The sequence below is a fragment of the Bacteroides sp. genome (assembly GCA_036351255.1).
Taxonomy (GTDB): Bacteria; Bacteroidota; Bacteroidia; order Bacteroidales; family UBA7960; genus UBA7960.
Window position 1 is genome coordinate 1 of record JAZBOS010000084.1, and the last position, 24,535, is coordinate 24,535.

The following is a 24,535-nucleotide window of genomic DNA, read 5'->3' on the forward strand; positions in this document are numbered from 1 at the left end:
GTCAAACTTGAAGTGCATCAGACCAACACCGCCGCCATAGAACTATACAAAGGCCTGGGCTTTCAGTATCTGGGCGATTACGATGTTTACATCATCCGCAAATACTGAAAAAAGGCCTGAGATTCAAATCGGTAGATCTGAAACCACAAGCCCGTTCTTTTGAACTTTGAACCTTAAACTTTGAACCTAAAAACTTCCCCGTTCTATTCTTTCCGGCTTTCCAGCAAAATGGCAAGCATTTTAATGGCCGCCTCGGCAATAACGGTTCCTGGGCCGAATACGCCCACCACTCCGGCATCGTAGAGGAACTGGTAGTCCTGTGGGGGGATTACCCCACCCACGATAACCATGATGTCATCGCGACCGAGGGCTTTCAGCTCTTCGATGATCTGGGGTGCGAGGGTCTTGTGCCCTGCGGCGAGACTTGAGACGCCCACGATGTGCACGTCGTTTTCCACGGCCTGGCGGGCAGCTTCCTTAGGGGTCTGGAACAGGGGTCCCATATCCACGTCAAAGCCCATATCGGCATATCCGGTGGCGACCACCTTGGCGCCACGGTCGTGACCATCCTGCCCCATCTTGGCAATCATAATGCGGGGGCGGCGTCCTTCGAGGGCGGCAAAATCATCGGCCATTTTGCGGGCTTTGGCAAACAGGTCGTTATTTTCAATTTCCATGGAATACACTCCTGATATAGAACGAATTACCGCCTGGTAGCGGCCAAATACTTTTTCGCAGGCCATACTGATCTCGCCCAGCGAAGCACGTTTGCGGGCGGCATCAACGGCCAGTTCGAGCAGGTTGCCCTCGCCCGTTTCACAGGCATGGGTAATGGCATCCAGTGCGTCCTGCACCTCCTGGTTGTTGCGGTCGGCGCGCAGTTTTTCCAGGCGCCTGATCTGTGAAGCCCGGACAGCAGTGTTATCCACATCGAGGATCTCGATGGGGTCTTCCTTCTCGCGGCGATACTTGTTTACGCCTACAATGATATCTTTCCCCGCGTCGATCCTGGCCTGTTTACGGGCGGCGGCTTCCTCGATGCGCATCTTGGGGATGCCGGTTTCGATGGCTTTGGCCATTCCTCCCAGGCTTTCAATCTCCTGGATGTGCTCCCAGGCACGATGGGCAATCTCGTGGGTGAGGGCCTCCACATAATAGGAGCCTGCCCAGGGATCGATGGCTTTGCATACGTTGGTTTCCTCCTGGATGTAAAGCTGGGTGTTGCGCGCAATGCGGGCCGAGAAGTCGGTGGGCAATGCAATGGCCTCATCGAGGGCGTTGGTGTGCAGCGACTGGGTGTGGCCCAGCACGGCGCCCATTGCTTCAATGGCCGTGCGTGCCACGTTGTTGAACGGATCCTGTTCCGTAAGGCTCCAGCCCGAGGTCTGCGAGTGGGTCCGCAAGGCAAGCGACTTGGGATTTTTCGGGTTGAACTGCTTGACGATCCTGGCCCACAACAGACGTGCAGCCCTCATCTTGGCAATTTCCATGAAGTGGTTCATTCCCACGGCCCAGAAGAACGACAGGCGGGGGGCAAAAGCGTCGATGTCCATGCCCGAATTTACGCCCGTCCTGAGATACTCCAGCCCATCGGCCAGGGTATAGGCCAGCTCGATGTCGCAAGTGGCCCCGGCTTCCTGCATATGGTATCCGCTGATGGAGATGGAGTTGAACTTAGGCATGTTCTTCGAGGTGAACTTGAAGATGTCGGCAATGATGCGCATGGAGGGCAGGGGAGGGTATATATAGGTGTTGCGCACCATGAACTCCTTGAGGATGTCGTTCTGAATGGTCCCGCTCAGCTTTTCCATGGTGACGCCCTGCTCTTCGGCCGCCACGATGTAGAAGGCCATGATAGGCAATACGGCCCCGTTCATGGTCATCGATACCGACATTTTATCGAGGGGTATCTGGTCGAACAGGATTTTCATATCGAGGATGGAGTCGATGGCTACGCCAGCTTTCCCCACATCGCCGACCACCCTTTCGTGGTCGGAGTCGTAACCCCTGTGGGTGGCCAGGTCGAAGGCCACCGAAAGGCCCTTTTGCCCTGCTGCCAGGTTGCGGCGATAAAAGGCATTGGATTCCTCAGCGGTACTGAAACCTGCATACTGCCTGATGGTCCAGGGCTTCATCACATACATCGTGCTGTAAGGACCGCGCAGGTAAGGAGCAATACCGGCAGCATAGTTCAGGTGTTCCATTTCCAGCAGGTCATCAGGGCCGTAGGCTGGCTTTACCGCGATCTGCTCGGCGGTGAGCCATTCCTGTCCGGCCGGCTGCTTTTCGCGCATGGATGCATAAGCGGCATCCTTTGTTTCAGACTGGAAAGCGATATGTTTAAAATTCGGTCTCATATTGGTACTTGTTTTTTGATTCAACTTACGGCCATTAAACGATGCCCATCAGCTCATTGAAGTGGGTAAGGGCTTCCAGCAGGTTGGTGCGCATATGAATGTAGTGATCCACCCCAGCGGCATCCAGTTGCTCAAGCAACTCTTTGGGAAAACCGGCCACCACCACCCGGGTATTGGGTGCTTTTTCCTTGATGAGGCGAGCAGCCGGTTTCATATCGGCATATTCTTCATCACTGCTGCACAACACCACGATCTCGGCTTTCGAATCAAGGGCCGCCTGAACCCCTTCTTCAATGTTCAGAAAGCCGGGGTTATCGATGATTTGATATCCGGCCACCCCGAAGAAATTGGTGGAGAACCCTGCCCGAGCTTTTCGCATGGTCAGGTTGCCGTAAGTTAATAGGAATACGTTGGGGACTTCCAGTCCTTTCTTTTTATGATTTTCTACTGCCAGGCGCAGTGCCTCAATGGCCTGCAATCCGCGATAGGGCCTGAGGCCTGCCAGGTCACTGAGTTTGGCAGTAGGCTCTAATTTGTCCAGCATCTTTTCGTTCAGGTTGGGATATTGGTTTACCCCCACAAACACCTGCTTGCGCATGGCAATGTCCATGTCACGCTGCTGGCAGGTCTTGTCAATCTGTTCACGAATGAAGCGGCTTTCCACGGCAGGGATAAAACCGCCTTTGTCTTCCACTTCCACAAAGAGGTTCCAGGAGGCCTCAGCAATAGAGTGGGTGAGGTTTTCCACGTAATAGGAACCTGCAGCGGGATCCGCGATCTTATTGAAGTACGATTCGTATTTAAGAACGATTTGCTGGTTACGTGCGATGCGTTCCGAGAAATCGTCAGATTTTTTATAGGTGAGGTCGAAAGGCAGCACGGTCATGCTGTCAGCTCCCCCTATGGCGGCTGCCATAGCTTCGGTGGTGGTGCGCAGCATGTTCACATAGGGGTCGTAAATGCTCTTGTTCCAGGTGGAGGTCACTGCGTGGATGTTCATCTTCATGCTGGCTGCACTGGCAGGCTTGTATTGTTCCACAATGCGCGCCCAGAGGAGGCGGGCTGCTCTCAGCCGGGCGATCTCCATAAAATAGTTGGATCCTACCGCAAGGGTAAACTGCATGCGGGGGGCGATGTCATCCACGCTGAAGCCTTTATCGGTAAGCGATGCAAGGTATTCATTACCCTGTGCCAGGGCAAAGGCAAGTTCCTGTACAAGACTGGCTCCGGCATTATGATAATGCTGCCCATTGACAGTGATCATATAAAAATTCGGGAGCCTTTCCTGGCCAAGGGTGATCAGCGCAGCGGCCTCTTCAAGGTTTTCCTCAAGGCCACCGTAAAATTTGTTGTATAAAACAAAATATCCCAGCGGGTCAAAGTTTACCGATCCACGGGCTTCCACCGGAACCATATCCTTCAGCCATTCCATAAGCTGGGGGAAGTTTTTCCCATGGCTGAAATGCAGGGCGTGCTTATTGGAGTCAATGCCTTCAATAAGTTTTGCCAGGTCACGTGCGTCTTCTGCCTGTCCAGCGTTCAGTGCCACGCCTTCAGCGCCTTTTGAAAGGGCCTTTAGGGCTTTCTGGTTTGCCAATGCGATATCTTCCTCGTCAATGTCCTGGCGGATCTCCCAGTCGTTGTCGCGGGTTTTTCCTCCGCGCACAAAGGGAGGTTCCCCGGGAAGGGCATGCATATGCGCCAGCTTTTCAAGGTCTTCTGCACGATAATAGGGCCGGATATTTAAACCCTCAACGGTTTTCCATATCAGCTTCTTGTAATCCGCACCCTTAAGGTCTTCCAGAATCTTTTCTTCCCACTGCTGGGTCGAAACCGGCGGGAACTCTTGGAATAAGCCGGTGTTCTTTTTCTGATCCATAAAAAGTATTTTTGGTTTGTGGCTGGTAAATGCTTTTAGCGCTGCAAAATTACAACAAAAAATGCAAATGGCTTAATTTAATAGGCCTTTCAGCTAATCCTTGCCAGGATAATAGTTGATTTTCTTCTCCTATTCCTTTTTCCCGTTTCGGCAATTTATCCTACTTTTACTGGAATAAATTTATTTAATCCCGGAACCTGCCGTTTGAGCACTTTCTCTTTCTTGTAAATTCCTGATTTTAACCCATAATTTCAAAATCTATGCATTCAAAATTTACCTTTAAGGCCCTTTCCCGGCTTGGCTTGCTTCTTATGCTCATGATTCCCATGCTTGGGGTTGCACAGATCAATCCACCACACCAGGGGCAGGAAATGGGGTTTTCATTGAAGGAAAGCTCAGCAGATAAAGATCAGGTTGTTCAGGAGCCCACCCTGGAATCTTTCCAGCGCTTTCTTGAATTTCACGATCTTCAGGATCGTATTGTTGGCGGGGATCCGGTTGAAATAAGGGATTATCCCTGGCAAGTTTCCCTTCAACTGCAGCCGCAGTATGGTGGTGATCATTTTTGTGGCGGAACCATCATCAATGGCGAATGGATTCTTACCGCTGCCCACTGCCTGGTTTGGGATGATGTAGACTTCCAGCCCGGTTTTATGAGGGTCAGAGCGGGGTTCACCGGCTTGAGCTCCAATGAAGGAAGCTATTACAATGTAGTGGAATTTGTCCTGCATCCCGACTACAATGACGATACCCATCAGAATGATATCGCTTTGGTTCGCCTTTCCAGCCCCATCGATCTTACGAATCCCCTTACCAAGGCTGTGAAAATCGTAACCCAGTCTGATGCTGCTGCAGGACTTACCGATCCCGACGTTATTGGGTTGGTGTCCGGATGGGGTACTTTATATTCCGACGGCCCTTCACCCGATACGCTGCAGGCCGCCGCCATTCCCATTGTTGATCCTTCCCAGTCAAGCTATCCACCTTCCATGATCACAGCCGATATGCTGATGGCAGGAGAGCCTGGCCTCGATGCTTGCCAGGGAGATAGCGGCGGGCCTTTTGTGGTTCCCGATGGTTTTGGGGGATACAAGATTGCCGGCATAGTTAGCTGGGGGATTGGCTGCGGACTCCCTGGATACCCCGGCCTGTATGCCCGTGTTAGCCATTTTGAGGAATGGATTGGCCAGTATGTTGTGGTTTCCGACCCCAACCAGTTTACCAACCTGTGGTTCGAAGGTTTTGAGCCACCCATGCAGAATGGCGCCATGCCTGATGGCTGGACCCTGAAGCGCAATACTGCTGCCGATGGTGGCCTTAACGGAAATAACCTGGTTGATCCTACTGCAAATATCCCGCTCAAATGGTTCCGCCTTTCAAGCCTTAACTATCCCTATTCTTCAGGTAACGCGGGGCAGTATATCCATTCGGGCGAAGCATCCATGCACATCAACTGGAATGCCACCGACTTCAACTGGGCCATCACACCTGAGATTACCCTGCCCTCCGAAGGAAACAACCTTGAGTTTTCTTTCTGGCTCTGGTCCAACAGCGATATTCCCCAGGGCTGGATCACCAAGTTGTATGTCAATATCTTCGTGAATGGGCAATGGGAAACCATCGCCTCACTCGATGACGGCGCTTCTAACCTTTTTGCCAGCAGCGTGGATATCGCTCTTGATGATTACCTTGGTGAAACGGTCAAATTTGCATTTATTCACGAATGGAATGATGGGATTCAACTGAGCATCGATGATGTCTCCATCAGGTATGAAAATCCCGCTGCAACAGCCATCTTCAGGGTGACCGATGGGGAAAACCCCCTTTCGGATTCCAATGTGGATGTGACTGGCGTGGGCACGTTTATCACTGACGTGGATGGCACTGTTCCTGTAAATGTTTTCATTGGCCCCCATGCCTATCAATTTTCCGTGACCCGTCAAGGTTATTTCCCCTTTAGTGGATCAGTGGAAATTACTGCTGACAACCAGCTGGTAGAGATCGTTCTGGAGAAGATTCCTGCTCCTGAGATCGAAGTCAGCCCCCAAAGCATTGTCATGGAAGTTTTTCAGGGGCAAACAGTTTCACAAGGACTTACCATTTCCAACACAGGAGATGCAGAGCTGAACTTCAACCTGTTTTCTGTTCCTGCTGTAAAAAAGGCCTCTCCAGCCATCCATGCTGAAGGCCCCGTGATGTATGACGACATCAAAGCGGAAGGAGTTTTCTCGGCAGCAATAGTTCCTGCTGACCTTTCTGCCGGCCTGACTCAGGATGACCGCCAGTTTGAACAGGTAGAGATTCACTACGATTCAGGCCCCGGAGGAAATGCTATTGGCACAGGGGGTGCAGCCACCTGGATCTCAGCCGTTCGCTTTACCCCGGAAGAACTGGCACTCTATTATGGAATGTATGAATTAAGCGCCATTAAATTCCACATCAATGGTCAGACTTTTTCTTCGGTCACGGCCAAGATATGGAAAGGGGGCAACGATATGGGGCCATCCGAGGAAATTTATTCGGCGGATGTGACATCAGATATAATCCCGAATAGCTTCACGACCCATGAGTTGCCTGAAAACCTTCCCCTTGAATCGGGTTACGAATACTGGATCGGATACCAGATCCAGGCTACCAGCGGCTATCCCTCCACCGTGGATGCCGGCCCTATGGTCGAAGGCAAGGGCGCCTGGATGTATTTAAACAACACCTGGGCTGAACTTACCGACATCAATGCTTCGCTTGATTACAACTGGGTCATCCGTGGGATACTCGACCCCATCCTGGGCGTCGACTGGCTCTCCTTTGACCCTGAAAGCGGTAATGTTTTACCCGGTGAGGACGCCACACCTATGGTGATTGCTGATGCAACCAACCTTGAACTGGGCGAGTATCAGGCAAACATCGTGGTTCGCAGCAATGCCAGCGATGATGTGCTGGTGCCTGTAAATCTTACCGTGGTTCCTCCGGCCTTCCTGGTTGCGTTCGATGTGGTTGATACCAATGGCGATCCGATTACCGATGCCGTGATTTCCCTGGCCGGACAAACCAATGCTTCCGGCGACTATACATTCCCTAACCAGCAGGCAGGAACGCTGGCATACGCTGTGGAAAAGGAAGGCTTTCTAACGGCCAGTGGTTCTGTAATGGTGGTCGACCAGAATATTCTCCTTGCCGTTACCCTCATCCCCGATGATGCCACCACCTATGCCCTTGATGTATTGGTAAATGATGAATTTGATACTCCTGTCGAAGGCGCCTATTTCACACTGGAAAGTGTGGGAAGCTTCTTTACGAATGAATTAGGGCAAATTGGCCTTACCGTTGTTCCGGGAGAGTATAACTTTAGTGTCTCCAAAGAAGGGATGCTTGCCCAATCCGGCACGGTGACCATTGTGGATGACAATATGGCTCTGGGCATTTCCCTGAACTACATGCGTTACCTGGTAGAGGTCGTTGCGGATCCTGAAACCGGAGGTGCCGTTATTGGCGGTGGCGAATATTATCACGGACAAAGTGTCACGGTAAGTGCACAGGCGGCCGAATATCATTCTTTCCTCAGCTGGACCGAAAACGGTGAAGTGGTTGCCGAGACTACTGACTACACCTTTGAAGTGATTGGCCCGCGCAGCTTGGTGGCTCATTTTGAGATTTTTACCTATGATATCATTGTCTCGGCAGATCCGGAAGAGGGCGGTACTGTTGCAGGTTCTGGAACATACGAGCATGGCACTGCTGTTTCTGTTCTGGCTCAGCCTGCCACTAACTACCAGTTCCTGCATTGGACCGAAAACGATGTGGTCATCGAAGGGGCTGAGGAATCTTATTCCTTCCCTGCCGAAAGCGACCGCAACCTGGTGGCTGTCTTTGCCATGATTCAGCATACCCTTACGATCGTGAAAGAAGGAGAGGGCATCACTGATCCTGATGAAGGCGAGCACCCCTATCCCCATGGCACCCAGGTGACCCTGACGGCCACCAACAATGGCATGTGGGAATTTGTGAAATGGAGCGTTGGACCGCAAACCATCCCCGGAAATCCCATCACCATTACCATCAGCAATGATGTAACCTTAACGGCTACTTTTCAGGATGTCACTTCCGTAATCGAAACCGGTGCATTGGATGAAATGATTGTGTACCCCAACCCAGCCTCCGGAAAGGTATTTATCAAGCTTAACCAGCAAATCAGCAATGGGCTGTTGCGCGTAATTGATGCATCCGGCAGTGTGGTCTGGTCAATGGAGCTGCAGGGGATGGTCCCCTCGCAGATTCTCCAACTGGACGCTACCCACTGGAACCGTGGTATTTATTTTGTCAGCCTTACCGGCGAAAATGGCGTACAAACCTTGCCGCTGGTTATCAGCAGGTAAGCGGAACAAGACGCCTGGCTTTTATCACCTTTTCAGAAGCCCCGGCAAATCTTGCCGGGGCTTTGTTTTGGATGCAGGAAAATTTTAACTCCCTGTTTGTTTTACATTTACTAATTTCGCAGTTTGAACCGACATAACCTTTTTTATTGATATGGATTACAATTTCAGGGAAGTAGAGAAAAAGTGGCAGGACGTCTGGAAGACCAAAAAAACCTATAAAACCGAGATTGACCGGCAGAAGCCTAAATTCTATGTGCTGGATATGTTTCCATATCCTTCGGGCGCAGGCTTACACGTTGGCCATCCACTGGGATACATAGCCTCTGACATCTATGCACGCTTTAAGCGCCTGAAAGGCTTTAACGTGCTGCACCCCATGGGCTATGATGCCTATGGGCTGCCCGCCGAGCAGTATGCCATCCAAACCGGGCAGCACCCGGCAATCACCACCGAAAGAAACATCAACCGTTACCGCGAACAGCTGGATAAGATTGGTTTCTCGTTCGACTGGGATCGCGAGGTGCGCACCTGCGACCCCGGCTATTATAAATGGACCCAATGGACTTTCATTCAGCTTTTCAACCACTATTATAACAACAAAACCCGAAAAGCTGAACCCATCGCCGCGCTGATTGCCGAATTTGAGAAGCAGGGTAATGCAGGCGTTGATGCAGCCTGCGATCCCGTTCCTCCTTTCTCGGCTGCCGATTGGAAGAATATGGATGAAGCAAAGCAGCAGCAAACCCTGATGCAATACCGCCTGGCCTACCTGTCTGATACCATTGTTAACTGGTGCCCCGCTTTGGGTACGGTACTGGCCAATGACGAGGTGAAGGAAGGTTTCTCGGTAAGGGGCAACCACCCGGTCGAAGGCAAGAAAATGCAGCAGTGGTTCCTGCGTATTACGGCTTATGCCGAGCGCCTTCTGGAAGGCTTGGAGCGGATTGAATGGAGCGACTCGTTGAAGGAGATCCAGCGAAACTGGATCGGGCGATCGGAGGGTGCCACCATATTCTTTGGCCTCAATGGCCACGATGCCTCCATCGAAGTGTTTACCACCCGCCCTGATACCATCTTTGGCGCCACCTTTATGGTGCTCGCGCCCGAACACGAGCTGGTGAAGCAAATCACCACCCCTGAATATTCCGCTGCAGTTGAGAACTATGTAGTTCAGTCAGCCCGCCGTTCTGACCGCGAACGGATGACCGAAGTGAAAACCGTTTCCGGGCAGTTTACCGGCGCTTATGCCAAGCACCCTTTCTCTGGCAATCCCATGCCCGTTTACATTGCCGACTATGTGCTTGCCGGTTATGGCACAGGTGCCATCATGGCCGTTCCGGCCCACGACAGCCGCGACTATGCCTTTGCCCGTCATTTCGGACTTGACATTGTCGAGGTGGTTTCGGGCGGTAACCTTGAGGAAGGATCCTATGACGCCAAAGAAGGCACGATGATTAACAGCGACTTCATCAATGGCCTGGAAGTGAAGGAAGCCATTTCGACGGTCATTGCCCGTCTCGAACAAATGGGCATCGGCACCGGTCGGATCAACTTCCGCCTGCGCGACGCCATCTTCAGCCGCCAGCGCTACTGGGGCGAACCCTTTCCCGTTTATTACAAAGACGGTATCCCCTATGTGCTGGATGAATCTGAACTGCCCCTGGAATTGCCCGAAGTGGACAAATACCTGCCCACAGAGACCGGCGAGCCACCCCTGGCACGTGCCAACAACTGGAAAACAAAGGATGGCTATCCCCTCGAGCACAACACCATGCCAGGCTTTGCTGGTTCCAGTGCCTATTACCTCCGGTATATGGATCCCCGCAACGACGAGGCACTGGTGTCAAAGGAAGCCGTAAGCTACTGGCAGAACGTCGACCTCTATGTGGGAGGTGCAGAGCACGCTACCGGACACTTGATCTATTCCCGGTTCTGGAATAAGTTCCTGTTCGACCTCGGCATCGTGGTGAAGGATGAGCCCTTTCAGAAACTGATCAACCAGGGGATGATTCAGGGACGGTCCAATTTTGTTTACCGCGTCAAGGGCAGCAATACCTTTGTCTCCCATAACCTTCGCAAGGACTTTGATGTGATGCCCATCCATGTAGACGTAAATTTCGTGCATAACGACATACTCGACCTGGAAGCTTTTCGCCAATGGAATCCCGAATACCGCGAAGCCGAATTTGTCCTGGAAGAGGGGAAGTACCTCTGCGGATGGGAAGTCGAGAAGATGTCCAAATCTTTCCACAATGTCCAGAACCCCGACGATCTTATTGAACGATATGGGGCCGACACCCTCAGGCTCTACGAGATGTTCCTGGGGCCTATCGAGCAGGCCAAACCCTGGGATACCAATGGCATTGAAGGCGTTTTCCGCTTCATCCGTAAACTGTGGCGCCTTTACAATGGCAGGAACAACGAATGGTTTGTGTCGGATGAGCCTGCCACCGAGCAGGAAAAAAGGGTGCTGCATAAGACGATAAAGAAAGTGGGTGAAGACATTGAAAAGTTCTCGTTCAACACCGCGGTCAGCAGTTTTATGATCTGCGTCAACGAGCTGGGCGACCTGGGCTGCAACAAGCGGGAGATCTTAGAACCCCTCGCCATAACGATTGCTTCATTTGCACCCCACCTGGGTGAAGAACTCTGGCACCTGCTGGGTCATTCCCATAGCGTTACCCTGGCCACTTTCCCTCAATGGGAAGAAAAGTTTGTGGCCGACGATATGCTGACCTACCCCGTTTCTTTCAATGGAAAGACCCGTTTCAAGCTTGAGTTGCCTGCCGAAAGTACCCGCGAAGAGGTGGAGGCCGCGGTGATGGCTGCCCCCGAGGCAGCCAAATGGCTTGAAGGGAAAGCCCCGAAGCGGGTCATTGTGGTGCCCGGAAAAATTGTGAACGTGGTGATTTGAGCATTGTCATAGAAATGCCTTTGCTGGTTTTCAGGAACTTGCATTTTTTGGAATGTTTTTTGAAACCCAATGGGATGGCAGGGGCCTGTGAAATTTTATGCCCCTCAAGCCGTTTTAATGCTGTAATTCAAAAGCCATGATGATTTCCATTCATAGATCCCTGTTTTCGCAGATGATTTTTTCCCTTCACCTTGTATTGCTGGGCCTTTTCTTTTCCCTGCAGGCCAGCGGACAGGAGTTGCGCAAAATTGACAATACAGCCTTTGCCCCCGGCGAAAGACTGGTGTTCAGGGCTTACTACAGCAGCGCCCTTACCGGGAATGTTACTGCGGGAGAGGCCAGCCTCGAGATTGGCCAGCAGCCTCAATTCATCGGCGGACGATCCACTATGCATATAGTAGGACGTTTACGCACCAAAGGATTATTTAACCTGTTCTTTAAAGTTAACGACCGCTTTGAGACCTATATCGATCATACTGCCATTGCGCCCCTTTTGTTTATCCGCAGGGTCCACGAAGGGAATTACCGCAAAAGCCAGGATGTCATTTTTAACCATGTTGAAAATATTGCCATTAGCAATACGGCTACCGTCCCCGTGCCGCCTTATGTGCAGGACCTTATTTCTGTCTTTTATTTTGCCCGCACCCTTAAAATCGAGGACCCCAAAGTTGGCGATGAATTCAATGTGGACTTTTTTCTTGACGATTCGGTTTATGTGACCCGCATCGTGTTTGATGGATACGAACGTCTGCAAACCCGGATGGGGACTTTCAACACGCTGCGGTTTAAGCCCATGGTGCTTGAAGGGAAGGTGTTCTCGCAACCTTATCCGATGACGCTCTGGATCTCTGAAGACAAGAACCGCGTGCCCATCCTGGTTGAATCAGGCCTCGTGGTGGGCAGCGTCAAACTCGAACTCTCTGAATACAGCGGCCTCAAAAATCCTTTAAAATCACAGGTGTACTGACCGCTGAAGATTTGAACAGATAGCTACTTTTAACCAAATTATCCACCATAAAAACCAAGCGCCATGAAAACCAAAAAAAGCCTTACAGCCATTGCCTTGCTGCTCCTGGTGCTGGCCGGCTGCAGCAAGATCGAAATCGATTCCCGCAACCAGTTTACCGGTCGCTATAATGTTGAAGAGTTCAACTATACCGATGGAGGTCTTTCCTACTATGATGTGCGGATACGCAAAGTAGCCGAATCGGAAGATGAAATCGTATTTGAAAATTTCTTCAATGCCGGCATCGATGTCTTTGGTATAGTCGTCGGCAACAGGGTTTACATCGAATCACAGACCGTTGACATTTTCTGGATCGAAGGACAAGGTACTCTTTCCGGCAATGTGCTCAACATGGTCTATGACGTAGTCGTAACCCTGGGTCAGTCGACCTATGATCATGAGCTGGGCGCCACCTTTACGAAATATTAATTCCAAAAACCATAACACATGCTGACAGCAGAAATCAAGACCATTAAGGGAACCATGAAGGTTCATTTTTATGAAAAAGATGCCCCCAACACGGTGAAGAACTTCGTTGACCTTTCGCGCAAGGGTTTTTACGATGGCCTCACCTTCCATCGTGTCATTCCTGACTTTGTGATCCAGGGCGGCTGCCCCGATGGCACAGGGATGGGTGGCCCCGGTTACCGCATCAAGTGCGAGCTCGACGGCGATAACCAGTATCACGACCGCGGGGTGCTTTCAATGGCTCATGCCGGTCGCGACACCGGCGGCTCACAGTTCTTTATTTGTCACAGCCGAGAAAACACCGCCCACCTCGACCGCAACCACACCTGCTTTGGCAAGGTGGTAGAAGGCCTCGAAGTCATCGACCTGATCCGCGCCGGCGACCGAATCGAAAAAATTATCATTACCGAAACCGATGCCTAAAACCCGCAACTTCGTCATTCGTGGCGAATACATCGAGCTCATCCAGCTGCTCAAGGTCCTGAACTATGCCGAAAGCGGCGGCCAAGCGAAAGCCCTCGTCGAACAGGGCCTGGTGAAGCTCAATGGCCAGACCGAACTGCGCAAGCGCGCCAAACTGCGCCCCGGCGACCAAGTAGAATATCGTGGAAACTTGATCGTGATGCAGGCCGAAACTACACAGGCATAAGCGTTCAGCGATTTTTTCATCTTTAATTTTTACCAGGGCTGCCCCAATCAGCAGCCCTGGTTTTTTCCCAAAAAAACATTCCATTTCAGGTATAAGGGAATTTATACCTTCAATCTTTCTCCAATACCCTTGCTAACAATTCAGGAGTTTAACCAGTGTTTAAACGTAGTTTAACCAATTATAAACGGTTAAACACCGGTTAAACACCGGTTAAACTCCGATTTTGATTCAATTTTAAACAGGTTTAGGTTGTTTTCAGGGAATGGAGGGCTTGGGGCTAAGGCTGCTCACCCGATGCAATAAATGAAGAGGCTGTTTTAGGAATTGACCAGACAGGTAAATGGAAATAAAAAAAGCCGCTCCTGGTCGGAACGGCTTTTCCAATTAGAATGAGGGTTGCTATTACATCATGCCGCCCATGCCACCCATACCGGGGTTCATTGGCATTTCGGGCTTGTCTTCCTTGATGTCGGCCAGGACGCACTCGGTGGTGAGCAGCATGCCTGCGATAGAAGCGGCGTTTTCGAGGGCTACGCGGGTTACTTTGGTGGGATCGATAACGCCCGACTCATAGAGGTTCTCATACTTTTCAGTACGGGCGTTAAAGCCAAAGTCTTCCTTGCCTTCTTTCACCTTCTGCACCACGATGGAACCTTCCACGCCGGCATTTTCAACGATCATGCGGAGGGGTTCTTCGAGGGCGCGGCGAACGATGGCCACACCAGTGGTCTCGTCTTCGTTTTCGCCTTTGAATTTTTCGAGGGCTTCCAGGGCGCGGATGTAAGCTACACCGCCACCGGGTACAATACCTTCTTCAACGGCGGCACGGGTGGCGTGCAGGGCGTCGTCAAAGCGGTCTTTCTTTTCCTTCATTTCCACCTCGCTGGCAGCACCTACATAAAGTACGGCAACACCACCGGCAAGTTTCGCCAGGCGCTCCTGCAGCTTTTCGCGATCGTAGTCGCTGGTGGTATTTTCCATCTGGGCCTTAATCTGGTTGATGCGGGCCTTGATCATTTCCTTGTCGCCTTTACCACTTACAACGGTGGTGTTGTCCTTGTCGATTGAAATTTTTTCGGCGCGACCCAGATGCGAGAGGTCAGCGTTCTCGAGTTTGTAACCCTGCTCTTCGCTGATGACGGTACCACCGGTAAGGATGGCGATGTCTTCGAGCATGGCCTTGCGGCGGTCGCCGAAGCCAGGGGCTTTCACGGCGGCGATCTTAAGGGAGCCGCGGAGTTTGTTTACCACGAGGGTGGCAAGGGCTTCACCATCCACATCTTCTGCAATGATCAGCAGGGGCTTGCCGGTTTGAACCACTTTCTCGAGGATGGGAAGGAAGTCCTTCATGGTGCTGATCTTCTTGTCGTAGATCAGGATGAAAGGATCTTCGAAAACGGCTTCCATTTTATCGGTATCGGTGACGAAGTAGGGGCTGATGTAGCCGCGGTCGAACTGCATCCCTTCCACAACCTTTACGCTGGTTTCAGTGCCTTTGGCTTCTTCAATGGTGATGACACCTTCTTTTTTCACCTTGCTCATGGCTTCGGCAATCAATTTACCGATGGAGCTGTCGTTGTTAGCCGAAATGGTAGCCACCTGTTCGATCTTGTCGGAGCTGTCGCCCACTTCTTTCGATTGTTTGCGCAGGTTTTCGATTACTTTTTCAACGGCTTTGTCGATACCGCGTTTGAGATCCATGGGGTTGGCACCTGCGGTGACGTTTTTCAGGCCGTTGGTGACGATAGCCTGTGCCAAAACGGTTGCGGTGGTGGTACCATCACCGGCCACATCGGCGGTTTTGCTTGCCACTTCCTTCACCATTTGTGCGCCCATGTTTTCCACAGCGTCTTCCAGTTCAATATCCCTGGCAACGGTTACGCCGTCCTTGGTGATGGAGGGGGCGCCGAATTTCTTGTCAATGATCACGTTGCGGCCTTTGGGGCCAAGGGTTACCTTTACTGCATCCGAAAGCTTGTCAACACCCACCTTGAGTGCATTTCTTGCTTCCAGTCCGAAAATGATGTCTTTTGCCATATGATTATGAGATTTTAAATTACGTAAAAATGAATGAATTATTAGATGATGGCCAGAATATCTGATTCACGCATGATCAGATAATCTTTTCCTTCGTAGCTCAGTTCTGTGCCTGCATACTTGCCATAAAGCACCTGGTCACCGACCTTTACGGTCATTGGGTTTTCGGGAGTTCCAGCGCCTACGGCTATTACGGTGCCGCGCTGGGGTTTTTCCTTGGCGGTGTCGGGGATGATGATGCCGCCCGTGGTTTTTTCTTCGGCGGGGGCTGGTTCAACCAGAACGCGGTCTGCTAAAGGTTGGATGTTAATTTCTGCCATTTTGTGTTTGATTTATTTGTTAAACAATGTTGTTTTGATGCGAAAATAAAATGCTTGCACTCGGCATTGGCATAATCCGTGCCAAAGGCTGCAAAGCGGGATTTTGCAGACAATTTTGCAAAAATAGCGCGAGTTGAAAAAAAAATGTCAGAATGGTCTGCCATTCTGACATTTTAAAATAAGATTATAATAAGCCCTAGTTTTCAACTTCTTCAGGGACTTCTTCGGCTTCCTGAACGGGCGCCTGAAAGTCAGCAGGGGGAAGCTGCTGGGCCGGAATCAATTCGCGAACCTCGCTTTGGGGAGCCTGGCTTTGGTTAGAACGGGGAATGACAAAGGTAGATACCAAAGCCAGCACGACGAGGATTACAGCCAGCGTCCAGGTTGTTTTTTCCAGGAAGTCGGTGGTTTTTCTGACGCCCATCACCTGGTTACTTGAAGAGAAATTGGAGGCCAGACCGCCACCTTTGGAGTTCTGGACCAGTACGATCAGCACCAGCAGGACAGAGGTAATGAGGATCAGGACCGAAATTAAAACATACGCACCCATGGGTTATTTCTTTAAATTGATATCGTTTTTAATGCTGTTTATTTTTTCTGCAAAGTAACTGCTTTTTTCCGGAAATTTCAAGGATAATTTTTGGTAGATATCGAGGGCCTTCTCATGCAATCCTTGTTTCAGGAAAATGGCCGCAAGGGTTTCGGTACCAATATCTTCCGGGCTGAGCAGGTTCTTTTCGGCAAGGTTTTCGTCGTTCGAGGGATCGCGCCGGGGCCTGATACGGGGTTCTTCTTTCAGGAAACGATCGATCAGTTCGTTGTGTTTTCGCTGGGGGAAAGCCTGGGAATTCTGGGGATTGGGCGTGTCATTATTTCCTGCTTCAGGGGTGGCTGGTGGTTGAACTTCTTCGGGCTTTTCGATGGGAGTACCCGTTTTTTCCGGCTTGGTTTTTTCCTTTTTCGAGAACCAGGAAAGAATGCGTGCCGACAGGCTGTCAGGCCGTGCTTTTCTTTCAGCCGTGCTTATTAGGTCCGGGATGGTTGCCTGGATGGGCTTCACCCGTCCCGAAAGGAAGGCTTGGAAATGCCTGCGGTCAAAGGCGCTGGCTGCTGCTACATTGACCTGCTGCTCAAAGTCGGGGTGTTTTAATTCCTGGAGATTCCTGGCAAGGAGAAACCGGATGGGCTGGCTGTAAGGATAGCGGCGGGCCAGCTCGCGCAGAGGCTCGAGGGTCGTTTTATCAAGTTTCTCCGGGTGGTTTATCAATTCCAGAAATCTCTGTGGTTGCATAGGGCGGGGTTTTGCTTACCAGTTGACCACGGCCTGGTTAAAGATGTCTTCCACCAGGGCTTCGGTAATGACGGTAATGGCTTCGTCCTCTACTTGCGAAAGGCTGAGGTTGCTGTCGTAATCCCAATACCGCGAGAAAGATCGCTCAAAATCATTATCAGGTTCAAATTCGTTGATGAAAGTCACCCGCACGGTAATGGTGAGCCTGTTGAGGGCTGCCTGGTCGTTACCGCTGATGGCAGCCGGAGCAGTGGTATATCCTGTGATGCTGCCTTCCAGATGAAGGTCACCCCCCGAATCGACCATGCGTAGATTGGTTTGCTTCAGGAACTTATCCTGCAGCGCTTCGGTAAAACGCTGACTGAGGGTTGGCTGCGGCAGTTGGGCGTTGTTGGGGAAATAACTGACGGAAAACGTGGTGGCTTCCGGGGGGATACTGGCCCCGGTGAAGGAATAAACCCCGCAGGCTGCAAGGCCAGCCAGCAGCGCCAGGCTTAAGACCATCCGGATGGAAAACAGTCGGTATTGCATATCGGTGTAAAACTTTGAAAGTCAACAAAAATACAAAAAATGATGTCAGCCAATACCGTATTCCTTGATTTTACGGTAAAGGGTGCGTTCTGAGATTCCCAGTTCCTCGGCGGCTCGCTTGCGGCGGCCCTTGAATTTTTGCAGTGCCTTGATAATGAGGTCTTTTTCGTTTTCGTGAATGGAGAGGCTCTCGTGGACCTCCTCGTGGGTGGCTTCCTCAATGGTCTCAAAATCCTCCGGTTCCTCAGGGCGGGAAAAGGTCACTTCATTCTCCTGGTTGTAGACCTGCGGCAGGTCAGTCTTTTCATACAATTTCTGAAGGAGCTGGGTGTGTTCGGTATCGAGTGAGCCTGAGATCTGGCCGCTCTCCACAATTTTGCCGATAATCTTTTTCATATCGGTAATGTCGCGCCGCATATCGAAAAGCAGTTTGTAGAGAATCTCACGTTCGCTCATGTCGCCCGAATAGTTTTGACTGTTGCTGAGCAGGACGGGGAGGCGGTTTTCGATCTCAGATGGCATGTATTTCAGGATTGTATCGGCCGTAATGTTGCGATTACTTTCGATGACGGAGATTTGTTCGGCCAGGTTTTTCAGCTGTCGGATGTTGCCCGACCAGCGTTGCCGCATCAGGAAGTCTTCGGCATCAGCGCTAAGCTGCAGGGTAGGCATGCGGTACTTCTCGGCAAAGTCGGAAGAGAACTTGCGGAAGAGCAGAACGATGTCGTCCTTGCGTTCACGCAGCGGGGGGACGTGGATGGGAACGGTGTTGAGCCTGTAAAAAAGATCTTCACGGAACTTTCCGGTAGCAATGGCTTCCTGCAGGTTGACGTTGGTGGCCCCCACCACCCTTACATCGGTTTTCTGGACTTTGGAGGAGCCAACACGAATAAACTCGCCCGATTCGAGTACGCGCAGCAGGCGCACTTGGGTAAGCAAGGGCAGCTCGGCCACCTCATCGAGGAAGATGGTACCGCCATTGACGACTTCGAAATATCCTTTGCGGGCGTCGTGAGCGCCCGTGAAAGCCCCTTTTCCATGGCCGAAGAGCTCGGAGTCGATGGTGCCTTCGGGGATGGCACCGCAGTTTACGGCAATATAGGGGCCGTGCTTGCGGGCACTGAGCTGGTGAATGATCTTTGGAAACACCTCCTTACCGGTTCCGCTTTCACCGGTAATCAATACGGTAATGTCGGTGGGTGCCACCTGCCTGGCCACATCGATGGCCCGATCCAGGCGGGGTGAAAACCCGATAATGCCAAAACGTTGCTTTATGGTTTGAATGTCAAACATGATTTATTTCTTATGAATGATGACCGCATTGGGATGGTTTTTCAAGATATCAAGAAAAATCTCCAGCTGACTTGCGGTTTCAAATTTTACGTTGTATTGTAGGGGGCCGAAGCCGGACTTCACTAACAGGACAGAGTCATCGCCCTCATAACTCCCCAGGAAAAGGCCAACAGCTCCCAGCAGGTATGAGACTGGGGGGTGGTAGTCGGCGCTGTGCCCCGGCTTGAAAAGGACCTGTTCGATTTTATCAGCAGGAATTTCGATTTGTGTTTGCTTGTCTTTGTCCAGTATGAAGAAGTCAGCATCGCTAAAGCTGATAAAGCCTGCATTGACAGAAGTTTTTAAAACCGTCCTGAACAAGATGCTGATAAACAGGAAACCCAGCGCTGCCAGGAAGACATAATCTATGTTTTTTCCCAGCCCGGTAAAGCGTGAGGTCATTTGGAGAAAAAGGGCGAGAAGGAACAGAAAAACACTGGTTCCAATCAGGATCCTAAGCATCAGTTGCCGGCTCTTTTTTTTGATGGGAAACAATAACATAGTTTATGCCAATACGTCAGTTTATTTATGCAAAGTTAATACTTTAATCAGTCCGGTCGTCATAAAGGCATTGTTAGCCTCAATGCAATAAAAACCCAGACAGGTGTTATTTATTTGAGAGGTTGTATAACAATAGTTGGTTTTTATCTAATTAATTATTAACTTTAATCTTAAGGTGGGAATTTTTTTTTAAGTTACCCCGTTTATTTTTATGGAAAGGACGGTTAAGTACTCACTTAATACCTGAGCCATGAGCAAGTTGAAAATGCATCAGGCCTTTAAGGATAAGGCTGAAATTTTTCTTAAAAAACTGAATGGCGGATTTGGCGGCCGAGATGACCTCGGGGGTAATCTCCGGGATTTTCTGGAAGAAATTATTGCTTTCGATTTCCAGGAGAAGGTTTACGATGAAGAACATCTCCTGCGACTTTCGGCAGCATTTGAACAGAGCGCTAACGCCATTTTTATTACTGATACGCGGGGAAACATAGAGTATGCAAATCCCCGGTTCTATCAGGTGAGCGGCTATTCTGCAGAAGAGGTTTTGGGTCAGAACCCCCGCCTCCTGAAATATGAACATTCGAAGATCAATTACAAGGAATTGTGGGAAACAATTAGCAGTGGGAAGACCTGGAGGGGTGAGTTTTTGAACCGGTCAAAATCTGGTGAATTTTTCTGGGAGATGGGCACCATTACCCCGGTAAAGAACAAACGGGGAAAAATCATCAATTACCTGGCCATAAAGGAAGATATTACCCATCGTAAGAAAGCCGAAGAGGATTTGCTGCATTCAGAGCAAAAGTACCGGGCGTTGTTTGACCGCTCGTATGACGCTATCCTGATTCTTGACAGCCTTCAGATCATGGACTGCAACCGGAATGCCGGACTGCTTTTCCAAAGAACCTGTCATAAACTGCAGCGGTCGAATATCAGTGAATTAATGCCCGTGGAACGGAAAAATGGTGGAGACAATCTTGAAAAATTTCGTTCTGCAATCGGGGAAGTCCTAAGGGGGAAGCCCCAACATATTGACCTCCTGATGAAACGGGGCGAAGGAATTTTTGATGCAGAGGTGAGTCTAAACCGGATTAACAGCGGTCAGAAAACTATGGTTCAGGCCATCATCCGTGATGTCAGTCAAAAAAGGCAGGCGGAAAAAGAACTGATCAGGGCAAGGGATGAAGCAGAAAAAGCACGGAAATCCCAATCAGATTTTCTCTCCCTGATGAGTCACGAGATTCGCACTCCTCTGAATGCTGTGGTAGCCCTGACGGATTTGATGCTGCACGAAAAACTCAATGCAGATCAACTGGAAAACCTGCACTCGGTTAAAGCCTCGGCCCGGCATTTGCTTGGGTTGATTGACGACATCCTGGATTACAACAAGATTGAATCGGGCAACATCGAATTTGAGGAATATGATTTTGATATCCGGTCCTTGGTATCTGAGGTTAAGAAGACCCTGGAAATAAAGGCGCAGGAAAAGAACATCAAGTTGACGGTTGGAGTAGATGAGCACGTTCCAAAGGTCCTTCAGGCCGACACCTTGCGGTTAAAACAGGTGTTGTTTAACCTTGTCTCGAACGGGACCAAATTCACTGAAAAAGGCTTTGTGAGCTTGAGGGTGATGCTTGGAGAATCGAAAAAGGACGATCATCAGATTGTGTTCGAGGTGGAGGATACGGGCATTGGGATTGCCAGCGACCGGTTGGATGCCATATTTGAAAAATTTACGCAAGCAGAAACCAGCACTACGCGTAAATATGGGGGCAGCGGTCTTGGTTTAACCGTTTGCAAGCGATTGATAGAATTGCAGGGGGGAGAGATCCATGCGAAAAGCACCCCCGGAAAAGGTTCAATATTTACTTTTTACCTTTCCATGAAAACAGGAGGTCTGTATGGTGCAGACCTGACCCCGGAAAACGAAACCATAGGAATGGAAAGCTTGGAAGGAATGCATATCCTGATGGTGGAGGATGACCCCATGAACCAGTTTGTAGGCCGCAGAGTCATAGAGAAAAAGTGGAATGCCATGCTGACCATTGCTTCTTCGGGTGAACAAGCACTTTCTTTGCTGCAGAAAAAGGACTTTGACCTGGTATTGATGGATTTGTTGCTGCCGAGCATTGACGGGTATGATCTGACCCAGATGATCAGGAACAATTACCAAGGCAAAATCAGGAATACTGACATTCCAATCATTGCCCTGACTGCTGATGCATTTCTGGAAACCCGAAACCGGGCCTATAAGGCTGGAGTGGATGACTTTCTCACCAAACCCTTCGATTTTTACAGGCTTTTTCAAAAAATAGCAAGATATTTTCCTTCAAAAAGTTGAAAGCAATCGACTTTCAGCCAATGAGCTACAAAAGATATGAATGGTTTTTTTAACTTTGCAGTTTATTTGCCGTGAGCGAAGCGTTGTTTTTCTAAACTGTTTTTCTGAGTCCTGAAAGGATAATTTTGTAGCGGCCTGACAAGTCACCCGGAATGGGTTAATTAGTCAATTAGCGAAGGACAAAATACCGGGGCTGCCCAGCACAGTTTCTTTCAGCCTTTGGCAGATAAAGAAGACCCAAACGAAGTATTCCTGATATTGAAAAAACCATCATTGTGAACAAGGCTGATCAAACACCTAAAAAAAATTTTAAACGCTATACCGTAACCTCTGCACTGCCCTATGCCAATGGACCGATTCATATTGGCCACTTGGCGGGGGTTTACGTTCCTGCCGATATTTATGCCCGCTATTTAAGGCTCAAGGGTGAGGATGTGATTTTTATCGGGGGCAGTGATGAGCACGGGGTGCCCATTACCATTAAGGCACGCCAGGAAGGCGTCAGCCCCCAGCAAATTGTGGACAAGTACCACAACATGATCAAGGATTCCTTCGAAAGGTTTGGTATTTCGTTTGATGTTTACAGCCGCACTTCGGCCCCGGTGCATCACGAAACCGCTTCGGCCTTTTTCCGTAAGTTGTATGACAATGGCCAGTTTATAGAAAAGGAGAGCGAACAATACTATGATGAGGAGACCCGGCATTTTCTGGCCGATCGTTATATCACAGGCACTTGCCCGCACTGTGGTTTTGAACGTGCTTATGGTGACCAGTGTGAAAGCTGCGGCACTTCACTCAGTCCCACCGACCTGATCAACCCCAAATCAGTATTGAGTGGAAATCCGCCGGTGATGAAGCCCACCAGGCACTGGTACTTGCCCCTTGATCAGTATGAACCCTGGCTCAGGGAATGGATTTTGGAAGGGCACAAGCACGACTGGAAACCCAATGTTTACGGGCAGTGTAAGTCGTGGATTGACCAGGGTTTGCAGCCCAGGGCTGTAACGCGTGACCTCGACTGGGGCGTAAAAGTACCCATAGAAGGGACCGAAGGGAAAGTTCTGTATGTTTGGTTTGATGCACCAATAGGATATATCTCTGCCACGCGTGAATGGGGCGAGGCCAATAGGAAAGAATGGGAAAAATACTGGAAAAGCCCCGATAGCAAACTGGTTCACTTCATTGGGAAGGATAATATCGTGTTTCATTGCATTATCTTCCCGAGCATGCTGAAGGCCGAAGGCAGCTATATTTTGCCTGATAATGTACCTGCTAACGAGTTTTTGAATTTGGAAGGGGACAAGATCTCCACTTCACGCAATTGGGCGGTATGGCTCCACGAATACCTGGAGGAGTTTCCCGGCAAGGAGGATGTATTGCGTTATGTGCTTTGTTCCGCTGCTCCCGAAACCAAGGACAATGATTTTACCTGGAAAGATTTCCAGACACGCAATAACAGTGAACTGCTGGCTATCTTCGGTAATTTTGTGAATCGTACCCTGGTGCTTACTCACAAGTATTTTGACGGTAAGGTGCCAGGAGTTCAAATTTTGAGCACAGAAGACAAGCAGACGCTGGAGGCGCTTGCCGCACTTCCTGATAAGATCTCACACAGCCTTGAACTCTACCGGTTCAGGGAGGCGCTTTCGGAATTCATGAACCTGGCCCGGCTTGGGAATAAATATCTTACAGATGCCGAGCCCTGGAAGATCTTTAAAACAGATCCTGACAGGGTTGGCACCATCCTGAATGTCAGTTTGCAGATTTGTGCCAGTCTGGCCATTCTGTCTGAGCCATTTTTGCCCTTTACTGCCTTGAAACTGAAAGACATGCTGAGCCTGGAAGGGAATCTTTGGGGTGAGGCCGGAAACTCCAATGTTTTACCGTTTAATCATAGCATAAAAGAGCCATTTCTTTTGTTTGAAAAAATTGAAGATTCGGCTATAGATGCCCAGGTTCAGAAATTGCTGAAGACCAAGGAAAACAACGCAAATCTGGCAACCGAGGCGGCTCCCTCCAAAGTTCCCGTAAACTTTGAAGATTTTTCAAAAGTGGACATAAGGGTTTCTACGATCATTTCAGCCGAAAAAGTGGCAAAAACAAAAAAATTGCTAAAACTGGAAGTCGACACAGGAATAGACCGCCGCATCATCGTTTCGGGTATTGCAGAATACTACCCCCCGGATGAGATTGTCGGCAAAAAGGTAGTGGTTTTGATAAACCTTGAACCTAAAACCATTAAAGGCATTGAGTCGCATGGTATGCTTCTGATGGCGCAGGACAACCAGGGGGCACTTAGTTTTGTCTTTCCGGAGAAAGATTTTGAAAACGGAAGTATCATAAGTTAAAAATGACCTTTTTAGACTATAATTTTTTTTGGTTTTGTGTTAATTAATCGGAGGTGCAATTATTAGTAACTGAAAAATTAATTATATTTGCGGCGATTTTGGCCCCGTAGTTCAACGGATAGAACGGAAGTTTCCTAAACTTTAAATACAGGTTCGATTCCTGTCGGGGCTACAAACATTAGAAAAAAAAT

The 24,535-nt window shown here is 49.9% G+C and carries 17 protein-coding genes and 1 tRNA gene; 9 read left to right on the forward strand and 9 right to left on the reverse strand.

The features are described from left to right. Nucleotides 1-203: 203 nt before the first annotated feature. Both scpA and V2I46_07665 read right to left on the reverse strand, forming a co-directional pair. Nucleotides 204-2,357 carry a methylmalonyl-CoA mutase gene (gene scpA, locus V2I46_07660; GenBank protein MEE4177369.1) on the reverse strand — a complete coding sequence of 718 codons (2,154 nt, stop codon included), beginning with the start codon at nt 2,355-2,357 and terminating at the stop codon, nt 204-206. A gap of 34 nt (nt 2,358-2,391) precedes the next feature. Continuing rightward, nucleotides 2,392-4,236, reverse strand: a complete 1,845-nt coding sequence (locus V2I46_07665) for a methylmalonyl-CoA mutase family protein (GenBank protein ID MEE4177370.1) — start codon at nt 4,234-4,236, stop codon at nt 2,392-2,394. A gap of 260 nt (nt 4,237-4,496) precedes the next feature. Here V2I46_07665 and V2I46_07670 point away from each other — a divergent pair, with 260 nt between their 5' ends. The 6 genes from V2I46_07670 (at nt 4,497) to V2I46_07695 (ending at nt 13,646) form a co-directional block, all read left to right on the forward strand. Beyond that, entirely contained in the window at nt 4,497-8,609 is a 4,113-nt protein-coding gene (locus tag V2I46_07670; protein ID MEE4177371.1) for a trypsin-like serine protease, read from the forward strand. 151 nt (nt 8,610-8,760) lie between these two features. After that, nucleotides 8,761-11,523 (forward strand): leucine--tRNA ligase, encoded by a 2,763-nt coding sequence (gene leuS / locus V2I46_07675; protein ID MEE4177372.1) that lies wholly within the window; start codon nt 8,761-8,763, stop codon nt 11,521-11,523. 136 nt (nt 11,524-11,659) lie between these two features. After that, nucleotides 11,660-12,490 (forward strand): DUF3108 domain-containing protein, encoded by an 831-nt coding sequence (locus V2I46_07680; GenBank protein ID MEE4177373.1) that lies wholly within the window; start codon nt 11,660-11,662, stop codon nt 12,488-12,490. A 63-nt stretch (nt 12,491-12,553) separates the two neighbouring features. Further along, the gene (locus tag V2I46_07685) at nt 12,554-12,958 is read left to right on the forward strand and encodes a hypothetical protein (protein ID MEE4177374.1); all 405 of its coding nucleotides are present in this window, start codon (nt 12,554-12,556) and stop codon (nt 12,956-12,958) included. A gap of 18 nt (nt 12,959-12,976) precedes the next feature. Continuing rightward, nucleotides 12,977-13,420, forward strand: a complete 444-nt coding sequence (locus V2I46_07690; protein ID MEE4177375.1) for a peptidylprolyl isomerase — start codon at nt 12,977-12,979, stop codon at nt 13,418-13,420. After that, nucleotides 13,413-13,646 (forward strand): RNA-binding S4 domain-containing protein, encoded by a 234-nt coding sequence (locus tag V2I46_07695; protein MEE4177376.1) that lies wholly within the window; start codon nt 13,413-13,415, stop codon nt 13,644-13,646. The genes V2I46_07690 and V2I46_07695 overlap by 8 nt, the downstream gene beginning before the upstream one ends. 402 nt (nt 13,647-14,048) lie before the next feature. On the opposite strand, the gene groL is transcribed toward V2I46_07695, so the two are convergent. From groL to V2I46_07730, 7 genes are all read right to left on the reverse strand, one after another. After that, the gene (gene groL / locus V2I46_07700; protein ID MEE4177377.1) at nt 14,049-15,683 is read right to left on the reverse strand and encodes a chaperonin GroEL; all 1,635 of its coding nucleotides are present in this window, start codon (nt 15,681-15,683) and stop codon (nt 14,049-14,051) included. Nucleotides 15,684-15,724: 41 nt separating this feature from the next. Then, a complete protein-coding gene (locus tag V2I46_07705; GenBank protein ID MEE4177378.1) occupies nt 15,725-15,994 on the reverse strand; it encodes a co-chaperone GroES in 270 nt (89 codons plus the stop codon). A 205-nt stretch (nt 15,995-16,199) separates the two neighbouring features. Then, nucleotides 16,200-16,553 carry a preprotein translocase subunit SecG gene (gene secG / locus V2I46_07710; GenBank protein MEE4177379.1) on the reverse strand — a complete coding sequence of 118 codons (354 nt, stop codon included), beginning with the start codon at nt 16,551-16,553 and terminating at the stop codon, nt 16,200-16,202. A 3-nt stretch (nt 16,554-16,556) separates the two neighbouring features. Next, nucleotides 16,557-17,294 carry a hypothetical protein gene (locus V2I46_07715; GenBank protein ID MEE4177380.1) on the reverse strand — a complete coding sequence of 246 codons (738 nt, stop codon included), beginning with the start codon at nt 17,292-17,294 and terminating at the stop codon, nt 16,557-16,559. 15 nt (nt 17,295-17,309) lie between these two features. Beyond that, complete coding sequence (locus tag V2I46_07720) at nt 17,310-17,825, reverse strand: LptE family protein (GenBank protein ID MEE4177381.1); 516 nt, start codon at nt 17,823-17,825, stop codon at nt 17,310-17,312. Between the two features lie 45 nt (nt 17,826-17,870). Further along, on the reverse strand, nt 17,871-19,118 hold the full coding sequence (locus V2I46_07725) for a sigma-54 dependent transcriptional regulator (protein ID MEE4177382.1): 1,248 nt from the start codon (nt 19,116-19,118) through the stop codon (nt 17,871-17,873). A gap of 3 nt (nt 19,119-19,121) precedes the next feature. Continuing rightward, nucleotides 19,122-19,619 carry a hypothetical protein gene (locus tag V2I46_07730; protein ID MEE4177383.1) on the reverse strand — a complete coding sequence of 166 codons (498 nt, stop codon included), beginning with the start codon at nt 19,617-19,619 and terminating at the stop codon, nt 19,122-19,124. Between the two features lie 289 nt (nt 19,620-19,908). Between V2I46_07730 and V2I46_07735 the strand changes: the two genes are divergently transcribed. The 3 genes from V2I46_07735 (at nt 19,909) to V2I46_07745 (ending at nt 24,516) form a co-directional block, all read left to right on the forward strand. After that, nucleotides 19,909-21,996 carry a PAS domain S-box protein gene (locus V2I46_07735; GenBank protein MEE4177384.1) on the forward strand — a complete coding sequence of 696 codons (2,088 nt, stop codon included), beginning with the start codon at nt 19,909-19,911 and terminating at the stop codon, nt 21,994-21,996. 275 nt (nt 21,997-22,271) lie between these two features. Then, nucleotides 22,272-24,344, forward strand: coding sequence for a methionine--tRNA ligase (gene metG, locus V2I46_07740; protein ID MEE4177385.1), 2,073 nt, complete (start codon nt 22,272-22,274; stop codon nt 24,342-24,344). Between the two features lie 100 nt (nt 24,345-24,444). Then, nucleotides 24,445-24,516 (forward strand) — tRNA-Arg (locus tag V2I46_07745). Nucleotides 24,517-24,535 lie beyond the last annotated feature (19 nt).